Below are 18,808 nucleotides of genomic sequence, written 5' to 3'. Positions count from 1 at the left end.
GGGGGGGGGGGGGGGGGGCTACATAAAGCGTTGATAGTTATTGATATGTATAATGTAAAGGCGTTTATTTTATGAGTATTATGGCGAAGCATGTAGCACCTAATAATGCATGCGCGTTATGTCTTAAAACGAAACCTGTCGCTGAAAATAATGCAACGGGTTCGTAGCTTATGGTGTAGTATGAAAACGTAGTCTCTACTCTGTCGAAGAGCTCATCGCGAGTTCATCGTTTGCGATTTGTGGGGATGTTGGCGTTTTCGGAGATTTCGCGGGCTATTAGGGGCGGGAGGGCGCGGGCGGCGAGTGGGTCGGGTCACCGGCTTTCCCAGGAGCCGTCGAGTCGGCGGGTGAGGCAGTGTTTGAGTTCGAGCATCATGAGTGCGGGTGCGAGTGCGCTGGCACTGAGTCCGGTTTGGGCGGCGAGTGTGTCTGGCGTTAGAATCGCACCGCCTGCGAAGCAGGCTAGGATTTGTGCTTCTTGTTCGGTGAGGGCTGGGGTTGCGGTTTTCTCGTCCTCGCCGTTGCCGTCGAGGGGAGGGAAGCGCGGTTGTTGCCCGTGGCCGTAGTCTAGCTCGGAGAGGATGTCTTCGACGCTGGTGGCGAGGACGGCGCCGTCGCGGATGAGTTGGTGGCAGCCGCCGCTAGTGGCTTGGTCGATGCGGCCGGGGATGGCGCAGAGGAGGCGATTTTGCTCTCCGGCAAAGCGGGCGGTAATCATGGAGCCGCCGGAGACTGCGCTTTCGACGACGAGCACGGCGTCACAAATTCCTGAAATCACGCGGTTGCGCATCGGAAAGGTTTGGCGATCGGCGCGTCGGCCAAAGGGAAACTCGGAGATAATCGCGCCAGTCGCCTCAATCTGCCGGTACAGGTCGAGGTTTTGCGGGGGATAAACGATGTCGATGCCGTTACCGAGTACGGCGACGGTTTTCCCGCCGACGGAGAGCGCGCCTTCGTGGGCGGCGGTGTCGATGCCTTGGGCGAGGCCGCTGACGATACAAAAGCCGAGTCGAGCGAGCTCGGCAGCGAATTTTTTCGCGATCGCTTGCCCGTATAGGGTGGTGCGTCGGCTGCCGACGATGGCGATACTCGGAAGCGAGAAGTCGTAATCGCCCTTTCGATAGAGGCCGATTGGCGGATCGCTGATTTCGCGAAGGAGCGGTGGGTAAATCCCGTCTTCGGGAATGATGAAGTCGGTGTGTGCGTCTGCCATGCGCGCTTCTTCTCGGGGGAGGTCGAAGTGGCTGCGCCAGCCGTGTACGGTCGCGCTTATTTTGGGGCCGACGCCTCTAGTGGATTCGAGTTTCTGGGGAGAGGCGCATAAGACTTCACGCGGATCGTCGCCGAGGTCTTCCAGCAAGCGATTGAGCGTGATTGGCCCGATTTCTGGCAGCGCGTTTAGGATGAGCCGCGCTTGAGTGAGTGTGAGTTCGTCAGTCATGGGGGATTTTTTGGGGCTAAAAGGCGGGGCGCCTAGGCCTTAGGCTTGTCGCTTCAGCCGTGCCCAAAGGCGATGACATCAATGTGCCGAGCACCCGCGCGGCGCAGCACCGTAGCGCAACTATTCAGCGTGGCGCCTGTCGTGAATACGTCGTCGACGATGACGTAGCGTAGTTCGGGGGAAACCGCCGCGCGCTTTTTCAGGGCGAAGGCATTTTTTAGGTTTTTCAAACGGGCTTGTTTATTATGGCGGGTCTGCGACTCGGTGTGTCGGATGCGCCGAAGGAGGGTTTCCACCTGGGGGCGAGTGGCGGCATTTGTATCTGCCTCCGCGGCGTCGGGTTTTAGTTTCGTGAGTGTGTGTGCGAGGAGTTCGGCTTGGTTATAGCCGCGTTTTCGCTGGCGGCGTGGATGCAGGGGGACAGGGACGAGTACGGCCGAGTTTAACCACTGCGCCAGGCCGGGTGAGCCAGAGAAGAGCCGTTGCATATCCTCAATCACGTAGAGCCCAGCGTGGTATTTTAGTTTATGTACGAGGCTGCGAGCTGGGGGGCGAAGGAGGACACACGTGCGCCCCTCATCGAAGGCAGGATTGAGCCCTTCGCAATGGGGGCAGAGTCGTGTGTCTAGGGATTCATCCACCGCGCCGTGAAAGGGATAGCCGCAGGTCGTGCAGCGCGGCGGCTTGATCGGAGTGAGCTTTGACGCGCAGCGTGTACACAGATGCCGCAGCGGGCTGTCATCGGCAATGCGTCCGCGACAATGTACGCAGGCGCGCGGGAAAAAGAGGTCGAGGAGGCGCTGGCCTAGGCTCAAACGCGAGCCGCGCTGCTGCTCAAAATCTGGCTCCGACGCGGCCACGTTTGAAACGGGAACAGACGCTCCTCGCTCCAGTGCCGATTTTTTTAGTACGGCATTTCCGCATCGTTTCATAGTTGGGCGGGCTGTTTGCAGGCCTGGAGGCGAAGGCGTGATGCGGGACTAAAAAACCCGTGCGGTATAGGGGCCACACGGGTTTGATTGCATCGGGGTTTCCCTCGATAGGGTGAGGAAGTTGGGGAGTCCGACCGGCTGGCTTACTTCTTTTTACTTTCTCTTTCGGCTTTCTGTGCGGCGCGTTCCTGTCGTTTTGCCTCACGCTCGGCGCGGCGGGCTGCTTGCTCTTGTTTCTTTGCTTCGCGTTCTAGCCGTTTGGTTTCTCGCTCGGCATCGCGGTCGGCTTTCATTATGGCGCGTTCTTCTTTATCGAGCTTTCCGTCGCTATTGGCATCGTACTTTTCGAGATCGGCTTGCCGCTTAGCATCTCGCTTGGCCTTGTCGGCGGCTTTGCCTGCAGCGATTTCGTCTTCGGTGATAATTCCGTCTTTATTAGTGTCGTAGCGCTTGGGGTATTTGGGGGCTTTCTTTTCCGTCTTCGGTTTTTCTTCAGGGGCCGACTCTTGGGCTTGAAGGGGCGCGGAAAGTGCCAGTCCGAGAACCAACACACAGGATAGAGAAGTGAGGGTGAAGGTACGGGATTTCATAAGGACGCGACCCTAAGCAGGCTTCTATTAATCACAAGTGGCGCACCGAGAAATTGAGGCGAAATCAATCGCGGGCTGTCTTGGCCTTAGGTGTTTAGCGTTTGGCAGATTTCGCAGCGGGTGCCGTCGCAGCCGCGTGCGGTGCAGTGTTCGCGGCCGTAGTAAATGATACGCAGGTGCAGTTTATTCCAGCGTTCGCGCGGGAAGCATTTTTTTAGGTCGCGCTCGGTCTGCACGACGTTCTTTGCGCTGCTGAGTCGCCAGCGCGCGGCGAGCCGGTGAATGTGGGTATCGACGGGGAAGGCGGGCACGCCGAAGGCTTGGGCCATGACGACGGAGGCGGTTTTGTGGCCGACGCCGGGGAGTGCCTCCAACTCCTCAAACGTGTGCGGGACTACGCCTCCGTGTTGTTCGATGAGGATGCGTGAGAGGCCGGAGATGGCGCGCGCCTTTTGCGGGGAGAGGCCGCAGGGCCGGATGATTTGCTGAATCGCTTCGACGGGCACGCGGGCCATGTCGGCCGGATTATCGGCGAGGGCCCAGAGAGCGGGAGTGACGGTGTTGACGCGTTTATCGGTGCACTGGGCGGAGAGGAGCACAGCGACGAGGAGGGTGTAGGCGTCGCGGTGGTCGAGCGGGATGAGCGTCTCGGGGTACAGCTCGGCGAGTCGCTGGTCGATGTAGGCCGCGCGCGCGGCTTTCGCCTTTATGGTCATAGTTTGGTTTTTTTTGGAAAAAATCCGGTATCTGCCGCGTGGAACAACTTCTTAATTGTCGGAGTGTTGGGCCGCCCTAGCGTCGCCGCTCAATCATGTCTTCGCTACGCGACCTTCTCGCCCCAATCGACCAATTTGAATCGCGCCACAGCGGCAGTGCCGACTCGGGGGAGTTGGCGGCGATGCTCGCGCAAGTGGGTTACGAATCGCTCGATGCGTTGAGCGCGGCAGCAGTGCCGGAGGACATTCGTTTGCCGCGTAGGCTCGCGCTCCCTGAGGCGGTGGGCGAGGCGGCTGCGCTCGCCGAACTGCGCGGGCTGGCGGCGCAAAACCAAGTGTTTCGCAGCTTCATCGGCGCGGGCTACTACGACTGTGCGGTGCCTGCCGTGATCCAGCGTAACATTTTGGAAAACCCGGGCTGGTATACGGCCTACACGCCTTACCAGTCGGAGATTTCGCAAGGACGGCTCGAGGCCTTGCTCAATTTCCAAACGCTCGTCAGCGAGTTGACCGCACTCGATATCGCCAATGCCTCAATGCTCGACGAGGGCACGGCCGCCGCCGAGGCGATGATGATGTGCCACCGGATAAAGCTCGGCGGGCGCAGCGACGCCGCGCGGTTTTTCGTGTCGGAGCAGTGTCACCCGCAGACGATTGAGGTCGTGCGTACGCGCGCCGCCCCGCTTGGGGTCGAGGTCGTTGTGGGCGACCACCGGAGCTTTGAGTTTGGCGGCGCAGAGGGCGGGGGCGCTGTGCCCGCGATCGTCGGCGTGCTTGTGCAATATCCTGACACGCGCGGGAGCATTCATGATTACGAAGCGTTTTTTGCGCGGGCGCATGCGGCCGGTGCGCTGTGTGTCGTGGCTGCCGATTTGCTTGCGCTGACTTTACTGCGTGCGCCGGGCGAGTTTGGTGCGGATGTCGCGGTGGGCTCGGCACAACGTTTTGGCGTGCCAATGGGCTTTGGCGGGCCGCATGCGGGCTACCTCGCGACGCGCGATGCGCACAAACGCCAGATGCCGGGCCGACTCGTCGGAGTCTCCAAAGATGCGCAAGGCCAGCCCGCGCTGCGGCTCGCACTTGGCACGCGCGAGCAACACATCCGCCGCGAGAAGGCGACCTCCAACATTTGCACCGCCCAAGTCCTGCTTGGCGTTATGGCCTCCATGTATGCGGTTTACCACGGGCCAAGTGGCTTGCGGCGTATCGCGCAGCGCACGCGGCTACTCACGCAGATCCTCGCGCGCGGACTCACTGCTCTGGGTGCGCGTGTCAACGCAGAGCCCGTCTTCGATACGCTGACGGTGGGTAATGTCGCTGCGGCGCGCGTTCACGCTGCGGCTGCGGCGCGCCGGATGAACCTGCGCCAGATCGACGCCTACACGGTGGGTATCTCGCTCGACGAGGTGACGACGCTGGCGGAGGTCGAGACGCTGCTAAGCTTTTTTGGCGAGACGCCGACGCCCGCGCCCGAAGCGATCGGCGCGCTCGATTACCCCGCGCCGCACGCGCGGCAGTCGGCCTACCTCGCGCACGAGGTGTTTAACCGTTACCACACCGAGCACGAGATGCTGCGCTACATAAAGCGACTCGAAGCGAAGGACCTCTCGCTATGCCACTCGATGATTTCGCTCGGTTCGTGCACGATGAAGCTCAACGCGACGAGCGAGATGCTGCCGATCACTTGGCCCGAGTTTGCGCGGCTGCACCCGCACGCGCCCGCCGAGCAGTGGCGCGGCTACCGTGCGCTTTTTGATAACCTTGAGCAGTGGCTGGCCGAGATTACCGGTTTCGCTGCCGTGAGTCTCCAGCCCAATGCGGGCTCTCAAGGCGAGTACGCGGGGCTGCTGGCGATTCGCGCTTACCACCGCTCGCGCGGCGAAGGCGAGCAGCGGCGTGTGTGCCTCATCCCGACCAGTGCGCATGGGACGAACCCTGCGAGTGCCGCTATGTGTGGGATGCAGGTCGTGCCGGTGGCGTGCGACGAGGCGGGTAATATCAACCTCGACGACCTCCGCGCAAAGGCCGCCGCGCACGCCGCGGAACTCGCCGCGCTGATGATTACCTACCCCTCGACGCACGGCGTCTTCGAGCCGGGTGTGCGCGAAGTTTGCGAAATCGTCCACACGCACGGCGGCCAAGTCTACATGGACGGGGCTAACATGAATGCGCAGGTCGGCCTAAGCTCGCCCGGGTTCATCGGTGCGGATGTCTGCCATCTGAACTTGCACAAAACGTTCTGCGTTCCGCACGGCGGCGGCGGCCCCGGTGTCGGGCCAATCGGCGTGGCGGCGCACCTCGCCCCATTTTTGCCCAAAGATGGACGTAAGGGAAATCCGACTACGATGGCGGGCGTGGCGGAAGGCGAAGCGGTTAACTCGGGCTCGGGTGCGGTGAGTGCCGCGCCTTTTGGCAGTGCGAGCATTTTGCCCATCTCGTGGATGTATATCCGGATGATGGGCGCGGACGGGCTGCGCCGCGCGACGCAACGCGCAATCCTCAACGCCAACTACATCGCCAAGCGGCTGGAAGGGTATTTCCCGGTCCTGTATCGTGGGAATGGCGGGCTCGTCGCCCACGAGTGCATCCTTGAGTTTCGCGACTGGAAGCCGCGTGGGGTCGAGGTCGAGGACGTCGCCAAGCGATTAATCGATTATGGCTATCATGCGCCGACGATGTCCTTCCCCGTGCCCGGGACGCTCATGATCGAGCCCACCGAAAGCGAGACGCGGGCCGAGCTCGACCGCTTTTGCGACGCGCTGATTTTCATTCACGCCGAGATGAGTGCGGTGGCGAGCGGCGAGGCCGATGCGCGGGATAATGTGCTGAAAAATGCGCCGCACACGGCGGCCGTTGTGAGCGCGAGCGAGTGGTCGCACGCGTATTCGCGCGAGTCGGCCGCGTATCCCGATGCGCATACGCGCGCGACGAAGTTTTGGCCCGCGGTCGGCCGCGTGGACAATGTCTACGGCGACCGAAACCTTGTCTGCGCCTGCGGTGGCATGCAGCCACTTTCATAGACCTCGCGGACAGAGTGAGCCGCGCAACACGCTCGCCCTGCCAGGGTCTGTTCCCGTTTCAACCGCGCGCCGTGCCGGAGGCCGATTTCCCACTGCGCGTGGGGCGGCAGGCTGTGCCTGCACCCGTTCAATTTGGGATTTCTCATCGCGCTATCGCGCGAAAGCGAAATCCCAAATTTGAAAGCACTCCCCCTGTCGCGTTGCGACAGGGGGAGTAGTAAAAGGGAAAGTAGAGTGATAACCCGTTTGGGCGAAGTGGGAAGAGTCACGAAAAATCCACGTCCCAAAGTTTGGGTTCCTTTTCACAGAGCCGCCTCGTCGCTTGCGGGCTCCATAGCGAGTTGCTGTGCAGCGTCGTCGTGGGAAGTCCCAGCCCCGGGCTCACTTTGGTTTTTTTGCGGCTTGGGCTCGCGGCTACTTTGGGCGGCTCAAAAAAAACGCCCCTCTGTGGGAGAGGGGCGTCGTGCTTGGCGGGCGAATTTGTTTTACGGCTACTTCTTGGCCGACTCTGCCCGGATGATTCGGGCGGCCTCGACCATGTTGGCGAGGGCGGGGCGGACCTCCGCCCAGCCGCGCGTCTTTAGGCCGCAGTCGGGGTTGACCCAGAGGTTTTCGGGCGGAATGACTTGGGCGGCTTTGCGCATGAGTTTGACCATCTCGTCGACCGTGGGGACGCGGGGCGAGTGGATGTCGTAAACGCCGGGGCCGATTTCGTTGGGATACTTGAAGTTCACGAAGGCACCGAGCAGCTCCATGTTTGAGCGTGAGGTCTCGATGGTGATGACGTCGGCGTCCATCGCGGCAATGGAGTCGATGATGTCGTTAAACTCCGAGTAGCACATGTGGGTGTGGATCTGGGTGTTGTCGCGCACTCCGGCGGCACTGAGCCGGAAGGCGTTGACGGCCCAGTCGAGGTAGGCGGCCCAGTCGGAGCGGCGCAGCGGGAGGCCTTCGCGGATGGCGGGTTCGTCGATTTGGATGGCGGCGATACCGGCGGCTTCGAGGTCGCGGACTTCGTCGCGCAGCGCGAGCGCGATTTCAAAGGTGGTGTCGCGGCGCGGCTGGTCGTCGCGCACGAAGCTCCACTGGAGCACGGTGACGGGGCCGGTGAGCATGCCTTTCATCGGGAGTTTGGTGAGCGACTGGGCGTAGGCGGACCAGCGCACGGTCATCGGCGCGGGGCGCGAGACGTCGCCAAAGATGATCGGGGGCTTCACGTAGCGGGAGCCGTAGCTTTGCACCCAGCCGTGTTCGGTGAAGGCGAAGCCGTCGAGCTGCTCGCCGAAGTACTCGACCATGTCGTTTCGCTCATATTCGCCGTGCACGAGCATGTCGATGCCGACCTCTTCTTGAAAGCGCACGCAGGCAAGCGTTTCGGCTTCGATGAATTTTTCATACTCGGCGGTGCCGAGTTCGCCGCGTTTGTGGCGGAGACGGGCCGCGCGGATTTCCGGCGTTTGTGGGAAGGAGCCGATTGTGGTGGTGGGGAAATCGGGTAGGGTGGCGAGCGGGCCATTTGCGCCGCGCTGGGCGAGGCGGCGAGTGGCGTAGGGCGAGGCGCGGTCGAAGTCGCTGGGGGCGACCTTGGCGGTGCGTGCCTTGACCTCGGGGCGGTGAATGCGCGGGCTCTCGCGGCGCGACTTGATGGCGGCCGCGTTGGCGGTGAGTGCGGCTTCGTCGGCTTGGCCGCCAAGTGCCGAAGCGAGCGTGGCGACTTCGCTCAACTTTTCTTCGGCGTAGGCGAGCCAGCCTTTAAACTCGGCATCGAGTTTTTGTTCGTTGCGCAGGGTCACGGGGACGTGCTGGAGCGAGCAGGAGGGCGCGAGGAGGAGGCGGCCTGTGCCGAGTTTGGCGGCGGCGGCTTGGGCGCGGGGGAGGAGTGCGGCGAGGTCGCTTTTCCAAATGTTGCGCCCATCGACGAGGCCGAGAGAGAGGGCTTTGTCGGCGGGCAGCTCGGCGAGGACGCGCTCGATTTCCTTAAGATCGCCGCGCGGGGTGGCGTCGAGGTGCAGGGCGGCAACGGGGAGTGCGAGGTAGGTTTCTAGGTTTTCGCGGAGTGCGCCAAAGTAGGTCGTGACGAGGAGTTTTAGTTTGGGCGCGGCGGTGGTGAGTGCGGCATAGGCAGTCGAGAGCGCGCGGCGTTCGGCGTCGTCGAGGTCGAGCGCGCCGATGGGTTCGTCGAGCTGCACCCACTCTGCGCCGAGTGCTTCGAGCTTTTGGAGGATCTGCGCGTAGACGGGCAGGAGTGAGTCGAGGAGTGAGAGCCGGTCGAAGCTGGGGTTTTGCGAGTCTTGGACTTTGCCAAGCTTGAGGTAGCTGACGGGGCCCAGGATTACGGGCTTGGTGCGGATGCCGAGTGCGAGCGCTTCGGAAAACTCGTCGAAGATTTTGGTCGCAGAGAGGGCGAAGCGCGTGTCGGCCCGAAACTCGGGGACGATGTAGTGGTAGTTGGTGTCAAACCACTTGGTCATCTCGCTGGCGTAGGTGGCCGCTTGAGCGTCGGCACTGTCGCCCTGGTCTTTACTGCAAGTGCAGGCGTCTTTGGCGGCTGCGGCAGAGCCGCCGTCGTTGTTGTTGCCGCCTTTGCGCACGCCGCGGGCAATCGCGAAGCGGGTGTCGAGATCGACCTGGCCGCCTTGCCAGCCGAAGCGGGGTGGGACGTTGCCCACGAGGCAACTCGTATCGAGGACTTGGTCGTAAAAGGTGAAGTCGTTTGACGGGATAAGGTCGATCCCTGCGGCGCGCTGCGTCTCCCAGTTTTTGCGGCGCAGTTCGGAGCCGACTTGTTCGAGCTCTGCGCGGCTGAGCTTGCCCGCCCAGTAGGCCTCGGTGGCTTTTTTGAGCTCCCGCTTTTCGCCGATGCGCGGGTAGCCGAGGTTGTGAGTGAGGGGACGTGCAGTCGTGGCAGTGGTGGTCGTCATAGTAAAAGAGGTCGTGCAGTCGAAGGGGCTCGTGTTACAAGTCAATAATCATATACGTAATATATGATTCGTTTTTAGGATTGTTGCTCAGTGGATGCTTCGGGGCTCGTCGCGCGGGGCGAGCGGGTCGTAGCGTGCCGCCCGTATGGTTACCAAACTACTGCATACGCGGATGCGCGTTAACGATTTGGAGGCGACGCTGCGGTTTTACGTGGAGGCGCTCGGGCTCACGGTGACGCACCGGACCACTTCTCCACGCGGGGCGAAGCTCGGGTTTTTGGCCACGCCAAACAGCGAGGAGCTGATCGAGATTTGCCAAATGCCGGAGGGGATGGCCGAGCCCGTCGTCGTGCAGCCCGACCTCGTCCACTTGGCGTTTAGTGTGGAGGACATGGCGGCGTTTGAGGCCGAGCTAAAGCGGCGCGGCTACGCGCTGAGTGACGGGCCGACGCAGACGAGTAGCGGGAGTATCATCGCCTTCATCGACGCTCCCGAAGGCTACGAGGTGGAGCTGGTTCAGCCCGCGCGAGCGTGAGCGCGCGAGGCGGTGGGAGCGCGAAGCGTGCGTGCGCGCGGATGGCCGCTTTATGGCGCAAGTGGCGCGCCTAGCGACTACGGCTCAAGCGCCGTCGCGCTCCCCCGCGCTGTTCGCATAGCGCCAGCGCGGGGTGAGCTGTGTCGCCGTGTGCTCTTGCTTAGGCCATAGCGCCGAGCATGGCCGAGATCCCGTGTTGCAGGCCGCGCAGTTCGGAGATGCCGCGCAGTCGGCCGATGAGTGGGTAGCCTGGGCAGGCGGGCTCGGGGCGGCGGAAATCGTCCAGAATTTTGTGTGCGTGGTCGGGCCGGAAAACGAGTTGCCAATTGGGGGCGCCTGCGGCGTGGCGGCGGCGCGTCTCTTCCAAAAGCGTGCGGACGACGGCAGCCATTTTCGCCGAGTCAGCGAGGTGCGGGCCTTCGTAAAAAACGCCGCCTTCGGTGTGAACAACGGTGCGCAGGTGAATGGCGTGAATGCGCGAGGCGAAGCGGCGGGCGATTTTGGGCAGGTCGTTGCTGGGGCGTGCCCCGAGCGAGCCGTTGCAGTAGCAGATGCCGTTGGCCGGGGAGTCGACCATGGCGACTAAGTCGGCGAGGTCGTCTTCGGTTGAGATGATGCGCGGTAGCCCGAGGATGGGGAAGGGCGGATCGTCGGCATGGATGGCGAGGTTGACGCCGACTTGCGCGGCGACGGGGACGATTTCTTCGAGGAAGAGTTTTAGGTGTGCCTTGAGTTTGGCGGCGTCGATTTTTGCGTAGGGCGCGAGCATGCCGCGTAGGTCCTCGAGTGAGACTTGGCCTTTTAGGCCCGGGAAAAAATCGAGGGTTTGGCGGATAAAGGCCGCTTGGCCTTGGGGTCCTAGCTTGTCCCAAAAGGTGGCCGCCGCGGCGCGTTGCTCGGCGGTGAAGTCGGACTCTGCGCCCGGCCGGGCGAGCCCGAAGAGATCGAAGGCGGCGAGCTTGAGCGGGTCGTAGAGCAGGCCCTCAGCACCGTCGGCGTGGGTGTGCGCCATGTCCGTGCGAATCCAGTCGAGCGCGGGCATGAAGTTATAAATGACGGTACGAATCCCAGCGGCAGCGAGGTTTCGCAGCGTGGCTTTGTAGTTCTCAATGTAACGGCGGAAGTCCCCCGTGCGGGTTTTGATGTTTTCGTGAACGGGGACGGACTCGACGACCGACCAGCGCAGTCCGGCCGCGGCGATCAAGTCGCGTCGTGCCTCGATCTCGGCTTGTGGCCACTCCGCGCCGTAAGGGATTTCGTGAAGCGCGGTGAAAATGTCGGTGGCTCCGGTTTGGCGAATATCGGCGAGCGGGATGGGGTCGCTCGGCCCGAACCAACGCATGGCCTCAGCGAGGAGGAGTGGCGAGTGAGTGTTAGGCGTAGGCGCGGTAGTGTGGGGGCGGGGCGGGGCAGTGCGATTGTCCATTGCGAGGAAAGAAAAAAGGGGGCGTGGGGTTGGGGTTGAGTTAGCGAAAAATGTCGGTGGCGTGTTTTTAGCAAGGGACAAGGCTCGCACTACGTATCTCTTGGGGCTCGCCGGAGTGATTGAGTGCGCGCGCCGTAGCGTTGCGCGAAGATTTTTCACGAGGCGGGCGCGCTTTCCGATTTCAGGGCTTTACAAGCGCTGAGGGAGCCGCCTTAGTCCGCGCTCTTCCGTTGCTCGGGTGGTGGAATTGGTAGACACACACGTTTGAGGGGCGTGTGCCGAAAGGCGTGCGGGTTCGAGTCCCGCCTCGAGCACGAGGGCAATGCCCTCACTGCCACTTTGCCGGCCACGGGTTGGCCGCCCGTCAGCCGGTTATTCGTGCGCTGCGCTTTTTTTCCACTGCGCGTGGGGTACTTTCCCACTACGCGTGGGGCGGCGGTCAGTGACCGCTTCCATTTAATTTGGGATTTCGCATCGCGCTATCGCGCGAAAGCAAAATCCCAAATTTGAAAGCATTCCCCCCTGTCGCGTTGCGACAGGGAGAGCAGTAAACGGGAAAGTAGAGAGATAACCCGCTCGGGCGAAGTGGGGAAAATCACCAGTAAACCTTCATCCCAAAGTTTGGGTTCCTTTCTACAGAGCCGCTTGGCTGCTGTGCGAATGCACGGCAGCCAAGCGGCTCTGTAAATGGGTGCAGCGACACGCTGCCGCCCCACGCGCAGTGTTTTATGAAGTTTGCGAGGTGGAGTGTTTGCGCAGGGTGGCGATGTCGCGTTTGGGCGGAGCTCCGAAGTGGCGGGCGTATTCGCGGCTGAATTGAGAGGGGCTTTCGTAGCCGACTTCGAAGGCCGCGGTGGCGGCGTCGAGCTGTTCGTTTAACATCAGGCGGCGCGCCTCGTTGAGGCGGAGGCGTTTTTGGTATTGGAGCGGGCTCATGGCCACGAGTGCGCGGAAGTGTTGGTGAAAGCTGGATGGGCTCATTTGCACGCGGGCGGCGAGTGCGTCGATGCTGAGCGGTGCCGCGTAGTTCTCGCTAAGCCAGTCGATGGCTTTGGCGATTTTGTGGGCTTGGCTGTCGATCGAGGTGATTTTGCGCAGTCGTGCGGCTGTCGCCGCGCCGGTGAGGAGCCGATAGTGGATTTCGCGTTGGATGAGGGGGGCGAGCGTGGGAATGGCCGCCGGCTCGTCTAGGAGGGCGAGGAGGCGGGAAACTGCATCAAGAAGCGCGGGGGTGACTTCGCCGATGCCCATGCTGCGGAGCTCTTCGAGCTCTTTATTTTGCGTGAGGCTCGCTGGCCGCGCGTCTTTGTTTTTCTCATCTTGGGCGTGCGCGGCGTGCCGCGGATCTGGGAGGCTTCCTGTCGCGAGGAGCTCGGTGATTGTGTGGAGGTCGAGTTGGAAGTTGAGGCCGAGGCAGGGCGCGTCGGGGCTGGCGGCGAGGACTTCCGAGCGGGCCGGCATCTCGAGCGAGGTGAGCAGAAAGCGCGAGGTGTCGTAAACGTAGGTGGCGGTGCCGACGACCATCTGCTTCACGCCTTGGAGGACGAGGACGAGGCTGGGTTTAATGAAGCAGTAGCTGGGCTGGGTAATGGAGTTGCGGCGGAAGAGGCGGAGGCCGGGAATGGGCGTTGAGAGCTCCTCGACGCCGCGTGTGGCGCGCTCAACTATGTCGACGAGTGGGGCGAGTGCGGTGGCGTTGCTGCCTGCGTTCGGTGGGCTAGGGCGGGTTCCGCGTTGGGCGATCATGGTGGCGGAAAGGATGCGTCTCATCGGATTAGGCAAGAAGATCGGCGGATCGATCTACCGATTGGGCGAGCGCGGCGGGTATTATGGCGGGACTAGGGAATCCCCGATTTCCCGCTTACTCAAAAGATAGCCCTCAAGCTCATGAAGTCATTCACCCGTTTTCTCCCCGCTCTGCCGTTCCTCGCTCTCCTCTCAACTCCGATAACACAGGCCATGAACAACGCTCCCTCTGCTGCGATTCCTGAGCAACCCGCTCTTCCCGCCGATGCCGATAACTTTTACCAGAGTGACGCGCTCTCTGTGGAGAAGGTGCGTTTCCGCAACCAATATGGCATGAAGGTTGCGGGAAACCTGTTCGTGCCGAAGGCCCGCGCCGCTGCCGTTGCGGACGTAGCACGCCTACCCGCGATTATCGTCGGCCATCCGATGGGCGCGGTGAAGGAGCAGTCGAGTAACCTCTACGCGCAAAAACTCGCCGAGCAGGGCTTTGTCACGCTGGCCATCGACCTGTCGTTTTGGGGCGAGAGCGAGGGCGTGCGCAACGTCGTTGCGCCGGATATCTACAGCGAAGACTTCAGTGCGGCAGCGGATTTTCTTGGGCTGGATGCGCGGGTTGATCGCGAGCGAATCGGCGTTTTAGGGATTTGCGGCAGCGGTAGTTTCGCAATTAGCGCGGCCAAGATTGACCCGCGCCTGAAGGCGGTGGCGACCGTGAGCATGTATGACATGGGCGCGGCCAATCGCGACGCGCTGGGTAAGTCGCAAACGCTCGCGCAGCGCGCGGCGATTATCGAAGCGGCGGCGCGGCAGCGTTGGGTCGAGGCGGAGGGCGGCGCGGTGCGTTACACGAGCGGTAGCGTGCACGAATTGCGCGCGGACTCTCACCCGATTGAGCGCGAGTTTTATGCGTTTTACCGGACGCCGCGCGGCGAGTTTACCCCCGCCCTTAGTAGTCCAGAAACCACTACGCACCCGACCTTGAGCAGTAACACGAAGTTCATGAATTTTTACCCGTTTAGCGACATCGAGACGATTAGCCCGCGCCCGCTGTTCTTCGTCACGGGCGAGGAGGCGCACTCGCGCGAGTTTAGCGAGCGGGCTTACGAGCTGGCTGCGGAGCCGAAGCAAATCCTGCGCGTTCCGGGTGCGGGGCATGTAGATCTCTACGACCGCGTGGGGCTCATCCCTTTCGCGGAGCTGGGCGCGTTTTTTGGCAAACACCTCAGTCCGTAATCCACCCGCTATGCTGCCCAATCCCAGCCCCCGCGCTCGACTCTCGCGGCGGCGTTTTGTGCAACTCGGCGGAGCCGCATAGGCGCCTACCCGCTTTCCAAATCCGGCGCGTTAACCGGCTTCGCTCACGCGGCGGGCAGCCAATCTCATTTACGCTGTCGCGGCGGTGTGAATGCTAAGTTCCTCTATTTCGCCTAGCGGCACGGGGCGACTGAAGTTCGTATTTTTGTGGCCGATCGTGTTGCGGAGCGGCTGCGTTTGGGCTTTCTGCTCTGCGCAATCATGAGTCACCCCAACAGTACCCCCACTCTTACCCTCAACGATGGATACCAAATGCCGCAGCTCGGGTTTGGTACTTTTGAGCTTTCCGACGAGGCAGTCGTCCCCGCAGTGCTCAAGGCCCTAGAGGTCGGCTACCGGCATATCGATACCGCCAAGGCTTACCACAACGAGGCTGGTGTGGGGCGTGCGGTGCGCGAGTCAGGGCTTCCGAGGGAGGAGATTTTCGTGACGACGAAACTGTGGAATACCGACCACGAGCGGGCTGGTGAGGCGTTGGAGGAGAGCTTAGAGCGGCTGGGCCTCGACTACGTCGACTTGTATCTCATCCACTGGCCGAAGTTGGGTTTGGACAAGCGTGTAGAGGCATGGGCGGCGATGGAGCAGGCGCGCGCCAAGGGGCTGATCCGCTCAATCGGATTGTCGAATTTTACCCCTCAGTTCCTGAGCGAGATTTTGAAAAATGGCTCGGTCGTGCCTGCGGCAAATCAGGTCGAGTATCACCCCACTTTTCAGCAACGCGAGACTGTGGCGGCCAACGCGGCAGCGGGCGTGGTGACGCAGGCGTGGTCGCCACTAGGCCAAGCAAAGCACTTGGACAACGCAGTGCTGGGGCGAATCGCTCGGGAAACTGGGCGCACGGTTGCGCAAGTCGTGCTACGCTGGCACTTGCAGCAGGGGCGCGTGGCGATCCCGAAGACGGCGACGCCGGCCCGAATCGCAGAGAATTTTGCAGTGACGGATTTTTCGCTTACGCCCGAGCAAATGGCGGCCATTGACGCGTTGCACTCCGGCAACCGTCTCGGCCCAGATCCCGACCTCGTTCAGTCTTTTTAAAGAGTGCCGTTTTGGGCACTCACTGCGGCGAGCGTGCGGCAGCACACGTGAGTGGCGAGCCGCGAGCCAGATGCCCCGTCCCTTCGGGATGCGCCGTAAGTAGCAGCGCGGCTCGCGTTTGAAACGGGAACAGACCCTAGTGCGGCTTCCTTAAAGATCGCGGTCGGGGCTATCGGTGCCGGAGTTGCGCGCGAGTTGTGCTTTTAGAACGACGCGGAACATCTGGATCGCGATCCAGAAGGTGCCCGAGAGGCAAGCCGCACTGAGGGCGCTCCACAACAAAATCATCTGCGGGTTGTTGGAGGGCACGTGGGATTGCACCACGTTGAACAGGAAGAGAAAGAAGCCCGCGACGAGGATGAGGTCGATTGCGACACCGAGAGGCGTTACCGTTTTTTTGGGTGCGGTCATAGTGGTCAGGAGCGTGGAGGGAATAAGGGTCGCCGCGCGGCCGTCAACTCCGCGTGTCGCGCAGCAGGTATTGTCGCGTGGGTCCTTGCGCTTGCGCCAGCAGGGAAGCGCTAGCGCACTCTGGACGCTTTTTTCTTTTTTGGTGTGGCGGGCGGCGGGACGACCACGACGGGGCAGGGGGCGCGTCGGATGAGCCCCGAGGCGGTGCTTCCGGCAAAGAGGTCGTAGAGCGCGGAGTGACCGTGCGAGCCAACGACGATGTAGTCTGCCTTTGTCTGCTTCGCTTGCTCAATGATGCTGGCGACAGGTGCGCCGGTAGTTTGCAGGGCTTCGACCGGGACGCCTGCACTGCGTTTGAGGCTGCGCTCGCGCTTGGCGAGTTCCTTTGCGCTGGTGCGCTCGCTGATGGCGACGATTTCCTGGATGTTGGTCATAATCGCGCCGTACTCGCTGATGAGGACGGGCGGTTGCACGACGTGGAGGAGGCTGAGCCGGGCACTGTGTGCACGAGCGAGAGCGAGGGCGACTTTGATGACGGCATTGCTCGCATTGGAGAAGTCGATTGGCGCGAGGATCGTTTTCATAACGGGGCGACGCTAGCATAGCGGTGGGTGCAGCGTCGAGGGTGCTCTGCAGAGAGTGTTGCGTGGGCGGCGCGTAGTTTTTTTGCTATTTTTACTTATAAGATAAGTAGAAAAAGCGGGCGGCGCGGGCAGTTCCTATTTGCGTTGAGGAAGGGGCGCGACCTCATTTCGCGCCGATGAACCCCAATCAAATATCCGTAAATCTCTATTCGCAGCGAGAGAGGTTGAAAACCCCCGAAGCCTTTGTCGAAGGCATGAAGACGCTCGCCGATATCGGCTTTAAGTCGGTGCAGTTGAGCGGTGTCGATTTCGACATGATGAGCGAGGCCGACTTTGTCCGTGTGTGCGGCGAGGTCGGGATCTCAATCACCGCGACGCACTTGATTGGGACGGGTGATTTGGATGAGCCGCAGCGGTGTATTGATCGGCTTGGCAAGCTCGGTGTTACGCAAGACGCATACGCGTATCCGGCGGGTGTGGATTTTACGGATGAGGCCGCGGTCGACCGCTGGCTTGCGAAGCTGGAGGCGGCAAACCAAGCCTATAAAAAGGCGGGCATCACGCTCAGCTACCACAACCACCACTTGGAGTTCATGCGCAGTCGCGGGAAGAGTATACAACAGCGCATTTTCGATGAGACGACCTTGGCTTTTGAAATCGACACGTACTGGATTCAGGCCGGCGGTGAGAGCCCCTTGGCATGGGTGCAGCGTTGCGCGGAGGCTGGGCGGCTGCCGCTGATTCACCTCAAGGACTTTCGTATCGGCGTCGATGCGCAGAGCAAAAGCCCGGTCGCGCAGTTTGCCGAGATAGGTTCCGGAGGCATTGATTTTAAACCCATCATCGCGGCGGCTGAAGCGGGAGGCTGCCTCTCGTATATCATCGAACAAGATAACAGTTACGGTCGCGACGAGTTTGAGGCGGCTGCTGAAAGCTTCCGCTATCTGCGTGATCACTTTGCACGTTAAATACTAGATGCGTCTTACGCCTCCTTAAGCCATGATTGGGTGTCTGAAAATTGCCCTAGCTCTTGCCTTTTTAAGTGCTGTGGCAGATCGCTTTGGCTTGTGGGGCGCGCCGGGTAGCGAAGGTGTTTTTTGGGGCAATTTTGAAAATTTCGTGGCTTACACGAGGCTTATCAATCCTTGGTTTCCAAAGGTTTTAGCTGCCCCAATTTCCTACTTTATAACGGGCCTAGAGATTGCCTTGGCCATACTGCTTTTTACTAAATGGAAAACGAAGGAGGTGGCCTTTATTAGCGGGCTCCTCCTCTTGACCTTTGCAGTGGCGATGACCTTTTCTTTGGGCCCAAAATCTGCATTCGACTATAATGTATTTACAGCGGCCTTTGCCGCTTTTGCGCTTTATTGCCTCCTGAGGAGGAGGCATTGAGCGTGTTTCTGTGCCCCTGTCAGTATTGTATAACCTCAAATTAAATTACCCCAATGCCCCAAGTTATTTTAAAAGCCCTCATCGTCTGGGGAGGCTGGAGTGGTCATGAGCCCAAGCCCTGTGCGGACGTTGTAGAAAAGATCTTAACAGAAGAAGGCTTCGCAGTTCAGGTCGAAGAAGGCACACAAGCGTTTGCGGCTCACGATCTGAACTCCTTCGACCTCATCGTCCCCATTGTCACAATGGGGAAGCTGGAGAGTGAGGAGGGCGCTAGGCTATTCGAGGCTGTAAAAAACGGTGTCGGGCTTGCTGGCTTTCACGGTGGAGCGGGCGACAGCTTCCGCGGAAATCTCGGCTACCAATATATGATTGGCGGGCAGTTTATTTCACATCCGGGCGGTCATATAGACTACGCCGTTAATATTACACGCCCCGACGATCCGATCGTGTCAGGGATTTCCGATTTCGTTTATCACTCTGAGCAATACTACATGCATGTAGACCCGTCTAACGAGGTGCTGGCTACGACTACCTTTACTGGTGAGCATGATTATTGGATCGAAGGGACCGTGATGCCCGTGGTTTGGAAGCGTAAATTTGGTAAAGGCCGCGTGTTTTACTCTGCGCTCGGACACGACGCCAAGGAGTTTGAGGTGCCGCAGATGAGGGAAATCCTCCGGCGCGGTATGCTCTGGGCCACTCGTCAAGCGAGGTAAATGTCAGAGGTCACAGAGCTCCACTGCGC

At 61.1% G+C, this 18,808-nt stretch carries 16 protein-coding genes and 1 tRNA gene; 8 read left to right on the top strand and 9 right to left on the bottom strand.

What is annotated here, in order from left to right:
- Positions 1 to 313: 313 nt before the first annotated feature.
- The 4 genes from dprA to nth all read right to left on the bottom strand — a co-directional run bounded on the left by dprA (position 314) and on the right by nth (position 3,679).
- On the bottom strand, positions 314 to 1,441 hold the full coding sequence (dprA, locus tag AXK12_RS03195; protein WP_068711377.1) for a DNA-processing protein DprA: 1,128 nt from the start codon (positions 1,439 to 1,441) through the stop codon (positions 314 to 316).
- Positions 1,442 to 1,494: 53 nt separating this feature from the next.
- On the bottom strand, positions 1,495 to 2,301 hold the full coding sequence (locus AXK12_RS03190) for a ComF family protein (RefSeq protein ID WP_068711375.1): 807 nt from the start codon (positions 2,299 to 2,301) through the stop codon (positions 1,495 to 1,497).
- Positions 2,302 to 2,516: 215 nt separating this feature from the next.
- Positions 2,517 to 2,963, bottom strand: a complete 447-nt coding sequence (locus tag AXK12_RS03185) for a hypothetical protein (RefSeq protein ID WP_156468820.1) — start codon at positions 2,961 to 2,963, stop codon at positions 2,517 to 2,519.
- 86 nt (positions 2,964 to 3,049) lie between these two features.
- The gene (gene nth, locus AXK12_RS03180) at positions 3,050 to 3,679 is read right to left on the bottom strand and encodes an endonuclease III (RefSeq protein ID WP_068711371.1); all 630 of its coding nucleotides are present in this window, start codon (positions 3,677 to 3,679) and stop codon (positions 3,050 to 3,052) included.
- Between the two features lie 95 nt (positions 3,680 to 3,774).
- Between nth and gcvP the strand changes: the two genes are divergently transcribed.
- Positions 3,775 to 6,699, top strand: coding sequence for an aminomethyl-transferring glycine dehydrogenase (gene gcvP / locus AXK12_RS03175; RefSeq protein WP_068711369.1), 2,925 nt, complete (start codon positions 3,775 to 3,777; stop codon positions 6,697 to 6,699).
- Between the two features lie 491 nt (positions 6,700 to 7,190).
- On the opposite strand, the gene metE is transcribed toward gcvP, so the two are convergent.
- On the bottom strand, positions 7,191 to 9,620 hold the full coding sequence (gene metE / locus AXK12_RS03170) for a 5-methyltetrahydropteroyltriglutamate--homocysteine S-methyltransferase (RefSeq protein ID WP_068711395.1): 2,430 nt from the start codon (positions 9,618 to 9,620) through the stop codon (positions 7,191 to 7,193).
- Between the two features lie 145 nt (positions 9,621 to 9,765).
- Here metE and AXK12_RS03165 point away from each other — a divergent pair, with 145 nt between their 5' ends.
- Positions 9,766 to 10,155 carry a VOC family protein gene (locus AXK12_RS03165; RefSeq protein WP_068711368.1) on the top strand — a complete coding sequence of 130 codons (390 nt, stop codon included), beginning with the start codon at positions 9,766 to 9,768 and terminating at the stop codon, positions 10,153 to 10,155.
- Positions 10,156 to 10,315: 160 nt separating this feature from the next.
- Here the strand turns inward: AXK12_RS03165 and uxuA are convergent, their stop codons facing one another.
- Positions 10,316 to 11,581: a mannonate dehydratase gene (gene uxuA, locus AXK12_RS03160; protein WP_197456975.1), complete on the bottom strand. Its 1,266-nt coding sequence runs from the start codon at positions 11,579 to 11,581 to the stop codon at positions 10,316 to 10,318.
- A 232-nt stretch (positions 11,582 to 11,813) separates the two neighbouring features.
- On the opposite strand from uxuA, the gene AXK12_RS03155 reads away from it, so the two are divergent.
- Positions 11,814 to 11,895: transfer RNA gene (locus tag AXK12_RS03155), tRNA-Leu, on the top strand.
- Positions 11,896 to 12,307: 412 nt separating this feature from the next.
- Here the strand turns inward: AXK12_RS03155 and AXK12_RS03150 are convergent.
- Positions 12,308 to 13,327, bottom strand: coding sequence for an AraC family transcriptional regulator (locus tag AXK12_RS03150; RefSeq protein ID WP_068711366.1), 1,020 nt, complete (start codon positions 13,325 to 13,327; stop codon positions 12,308 to 12,310).
- 213 nt (positions 13,328 to 13,540) lie between these two features.
- Between AXK12_RS03150 and AXK12_RS03145 the strand changes: the two genes are divergently transcribed.
- Both AXK12_RS03145 and AXK12_RS03140 read left to right on the top strand, forming a co-directional pair.
- Complete coding sequence (locus AXK12_RS03145) at positions 13,541 to 14,560, top strand: alpha/beta hydrolase (RefSeq protein WP_068711364.1); 1,020 nt, start codon at positions 13,541 to 13,543, stop codon at positions 14,558 to 14,560.
- Positions 14,561 to 14,788: 228 nt separating this feature from the next.
- Complete coding sequence (locus tag AXK12_RS03140) at positions 14,789 to 15,676, top strand: aldo/keto reductase (RefSeq protein ID WP_231863510.1); 888 nt, start codon at positions 14,789 to 14,791, stop codon at positions 15,674 to 15,676.
- 150 nt (positions 15,677 to 15,826) lie between these two features.
- On the opposite strand, the gene AXK12_RS03135 is transcribed toward AXK12_RS03140, so the two are convergent.
- Both AXK12_RS03135 and AXK12_RS03130 read right to left on the bottom strand, forming a co-directional pair.
- Entirely contained in the window at positions 15,827 to 16,087 is a 261-nt protein-coding gene (locus tag AXK12_RS03135; protein ID WP_068711362.1) for a hypothetical protein, read from the bottom strand.
- Positions 16,088 to 16,197: 110 nt separating this feature from the next.
- Complete coding sequence (locus AXK12_RS03130) at positions 16,198 to 16,671, bottom strand: universal stress protein (protein ID WP_068711361.1); 474 nt, start codon at positions 16,669 to 16,671, stop codon at positions 16,198 to 16,200.
- A gap of 176 nt (positions 16,672 to 16,847) precedes the next feature.
- Here AXK12_RS03130 and AXK12_RS03125 point away from each other — a divergent pair, with 176 nt between their 5' ends.
- The 3 genes from AXK12_RS03125 to AXK12_RS03115 all read left to right on the top strand — a co-directional run bounded on the left by AXK12_RS03125 (position 16,848) and on the right by AXK12_RS03115 (position 18,779).
- Positions 16,848 to 17,639: a sugar phosphate isomerase/epimerase family protein gene (locus AXK12_RS03125; protein WP_068711360.1), complete on the top strand. Its 792-nt coding sequence runs from the start codon at positions 16,848 to 16,850 to the stop codon at positions 17,637 to 17,639.
- A 31-nt stretch (positions 17,640 to 17,670) separates the two neighbouring features.
- The gene (locus AXK12_RS03120) at positions 17,671 to 18,063 is read left to right on the top strand and encodes a thioredoxin domain-containing protein (RefSeq protein ID WP_068711358.1); all 393 of its coding nucleotides are present in this window, start codon (positions 17,671 to 17,673) and stop codon (positions 18,061 to 18,063) included.
- 65 nt (positions 18,064 to 18,128) lie between these two features.
- The gene (locus tag AXK12_RS03115; RefSeq protein WP_068711391.1) at positions 18,129 to 18,779 is read left to right on the top strand and encodes a ThuA domain-containing protein; all 651 of its coding nucleotides are present in this window, start codon (positions 18,129 to 18,131) and stop codon (positions 18,777 to 18,779) included.
- Positions 18,780 to 18,808: the final 29 nt, after the last annotated feature.

It is taken from the genome of Cephaloticoccus capnophilus, from assembly GCF_001580045.1.
Lineage (GTDB): Bacteria > Verrucomicrobiota > Verrucomicrobiia > Opitutales > Opitutaceae > Cephaloticoccus > Cephaloticoccus capnophilus.
Note: the sequence above shows the minus strand (reverse complement) of the source record. Positions and strands in the feature narration are given on the sequence as shown.

Coding starts and splice junctions, on each gene's coding strand:
- AXK12_RS03145 (WP_068711364.1), top strand. CDS start 13,541: ATGAACAACGCTCCCTCTGCTGCGATTCCTGAGCAACCCGCTCTTCCC.
- uxuA (WP_197456975.1), bottom strand. CDS start 11,581: ATGGACAATCGCACTGCCCCGCCCCGCCCCCACACTACCGCGCCTACG.
- AXK12_RS03120 (WP_068711358.1), top strand. CDS start 17,671: ATGATTGGGTGTCTGAAAATTGCCCTAGCTCTTGCCTTTTTAAGTGCT.
- nth (WP_068711371.1), bottom strand. CDS start 3,679: ATGACCATAAAGGCGAAAGCCGCGCGCGCGGCCTACATCGACCAGCGA.
- AXK12_RS03165 (WP_068711368.1), top strand. CDS start 9,766: ATGGTTACCAAACTACTGCATACGCGGATGCGCGTTAACGATTTGGAG.
- AXK12_RS03125 (WP_068711360.1), top strand. CDS start 16,848: ATGAACCCCAATCAAATATCCGTAAATCTCTATTCGCAGCGAGAGAGG.
- dprA (WP_068711377.1), bottom strand. CDS start 1,441: ATGACTGACGAACTCACACTCACTCAAGCGCGGCTCATCCTAAACGCG.
- metE (WP_068711395.1), bottom strand. CDS start 9,620: ATGACGACCACCACTGCCACGACTGCACGTCCCCTCACTCACAACCTC.
- AXK12_RS03135 (WP_068711362.1), bottom strand. CDS start 16,087: ATGACCGCACCCAAAAAAACGGTAACGCCTCTCGGTGTCGCAATCGAC.
- AXK12_RS03130 (WP_068711361.1), bottom strand. CDS start 16,671: ATGAAAACGATCCTCGCGCCAATCGACTTCTCCAATGCGAGCAATGCC.
- AXK12_RS03185 (WP_156468820.1), bottom strand. CDS start 2,963: ATGAAATCCCGTACCTTCACCCTCACTTCTCTATCCTGTGTGTTGGTT.
- AXK12_RS03150 (WP_068711366.1), bottom strand. CDS start 13,327: ATGATCGCCCAACGCGGAACCCGCCCTAGCCCACCGAACGCAGGCAGC.
- gcvP (WP_068711369.1), top strand. CDS start 3,775: ATGTCTTCGCTACGCGACCTTCTCGCCCCAATCGACCAATTTGAATCG.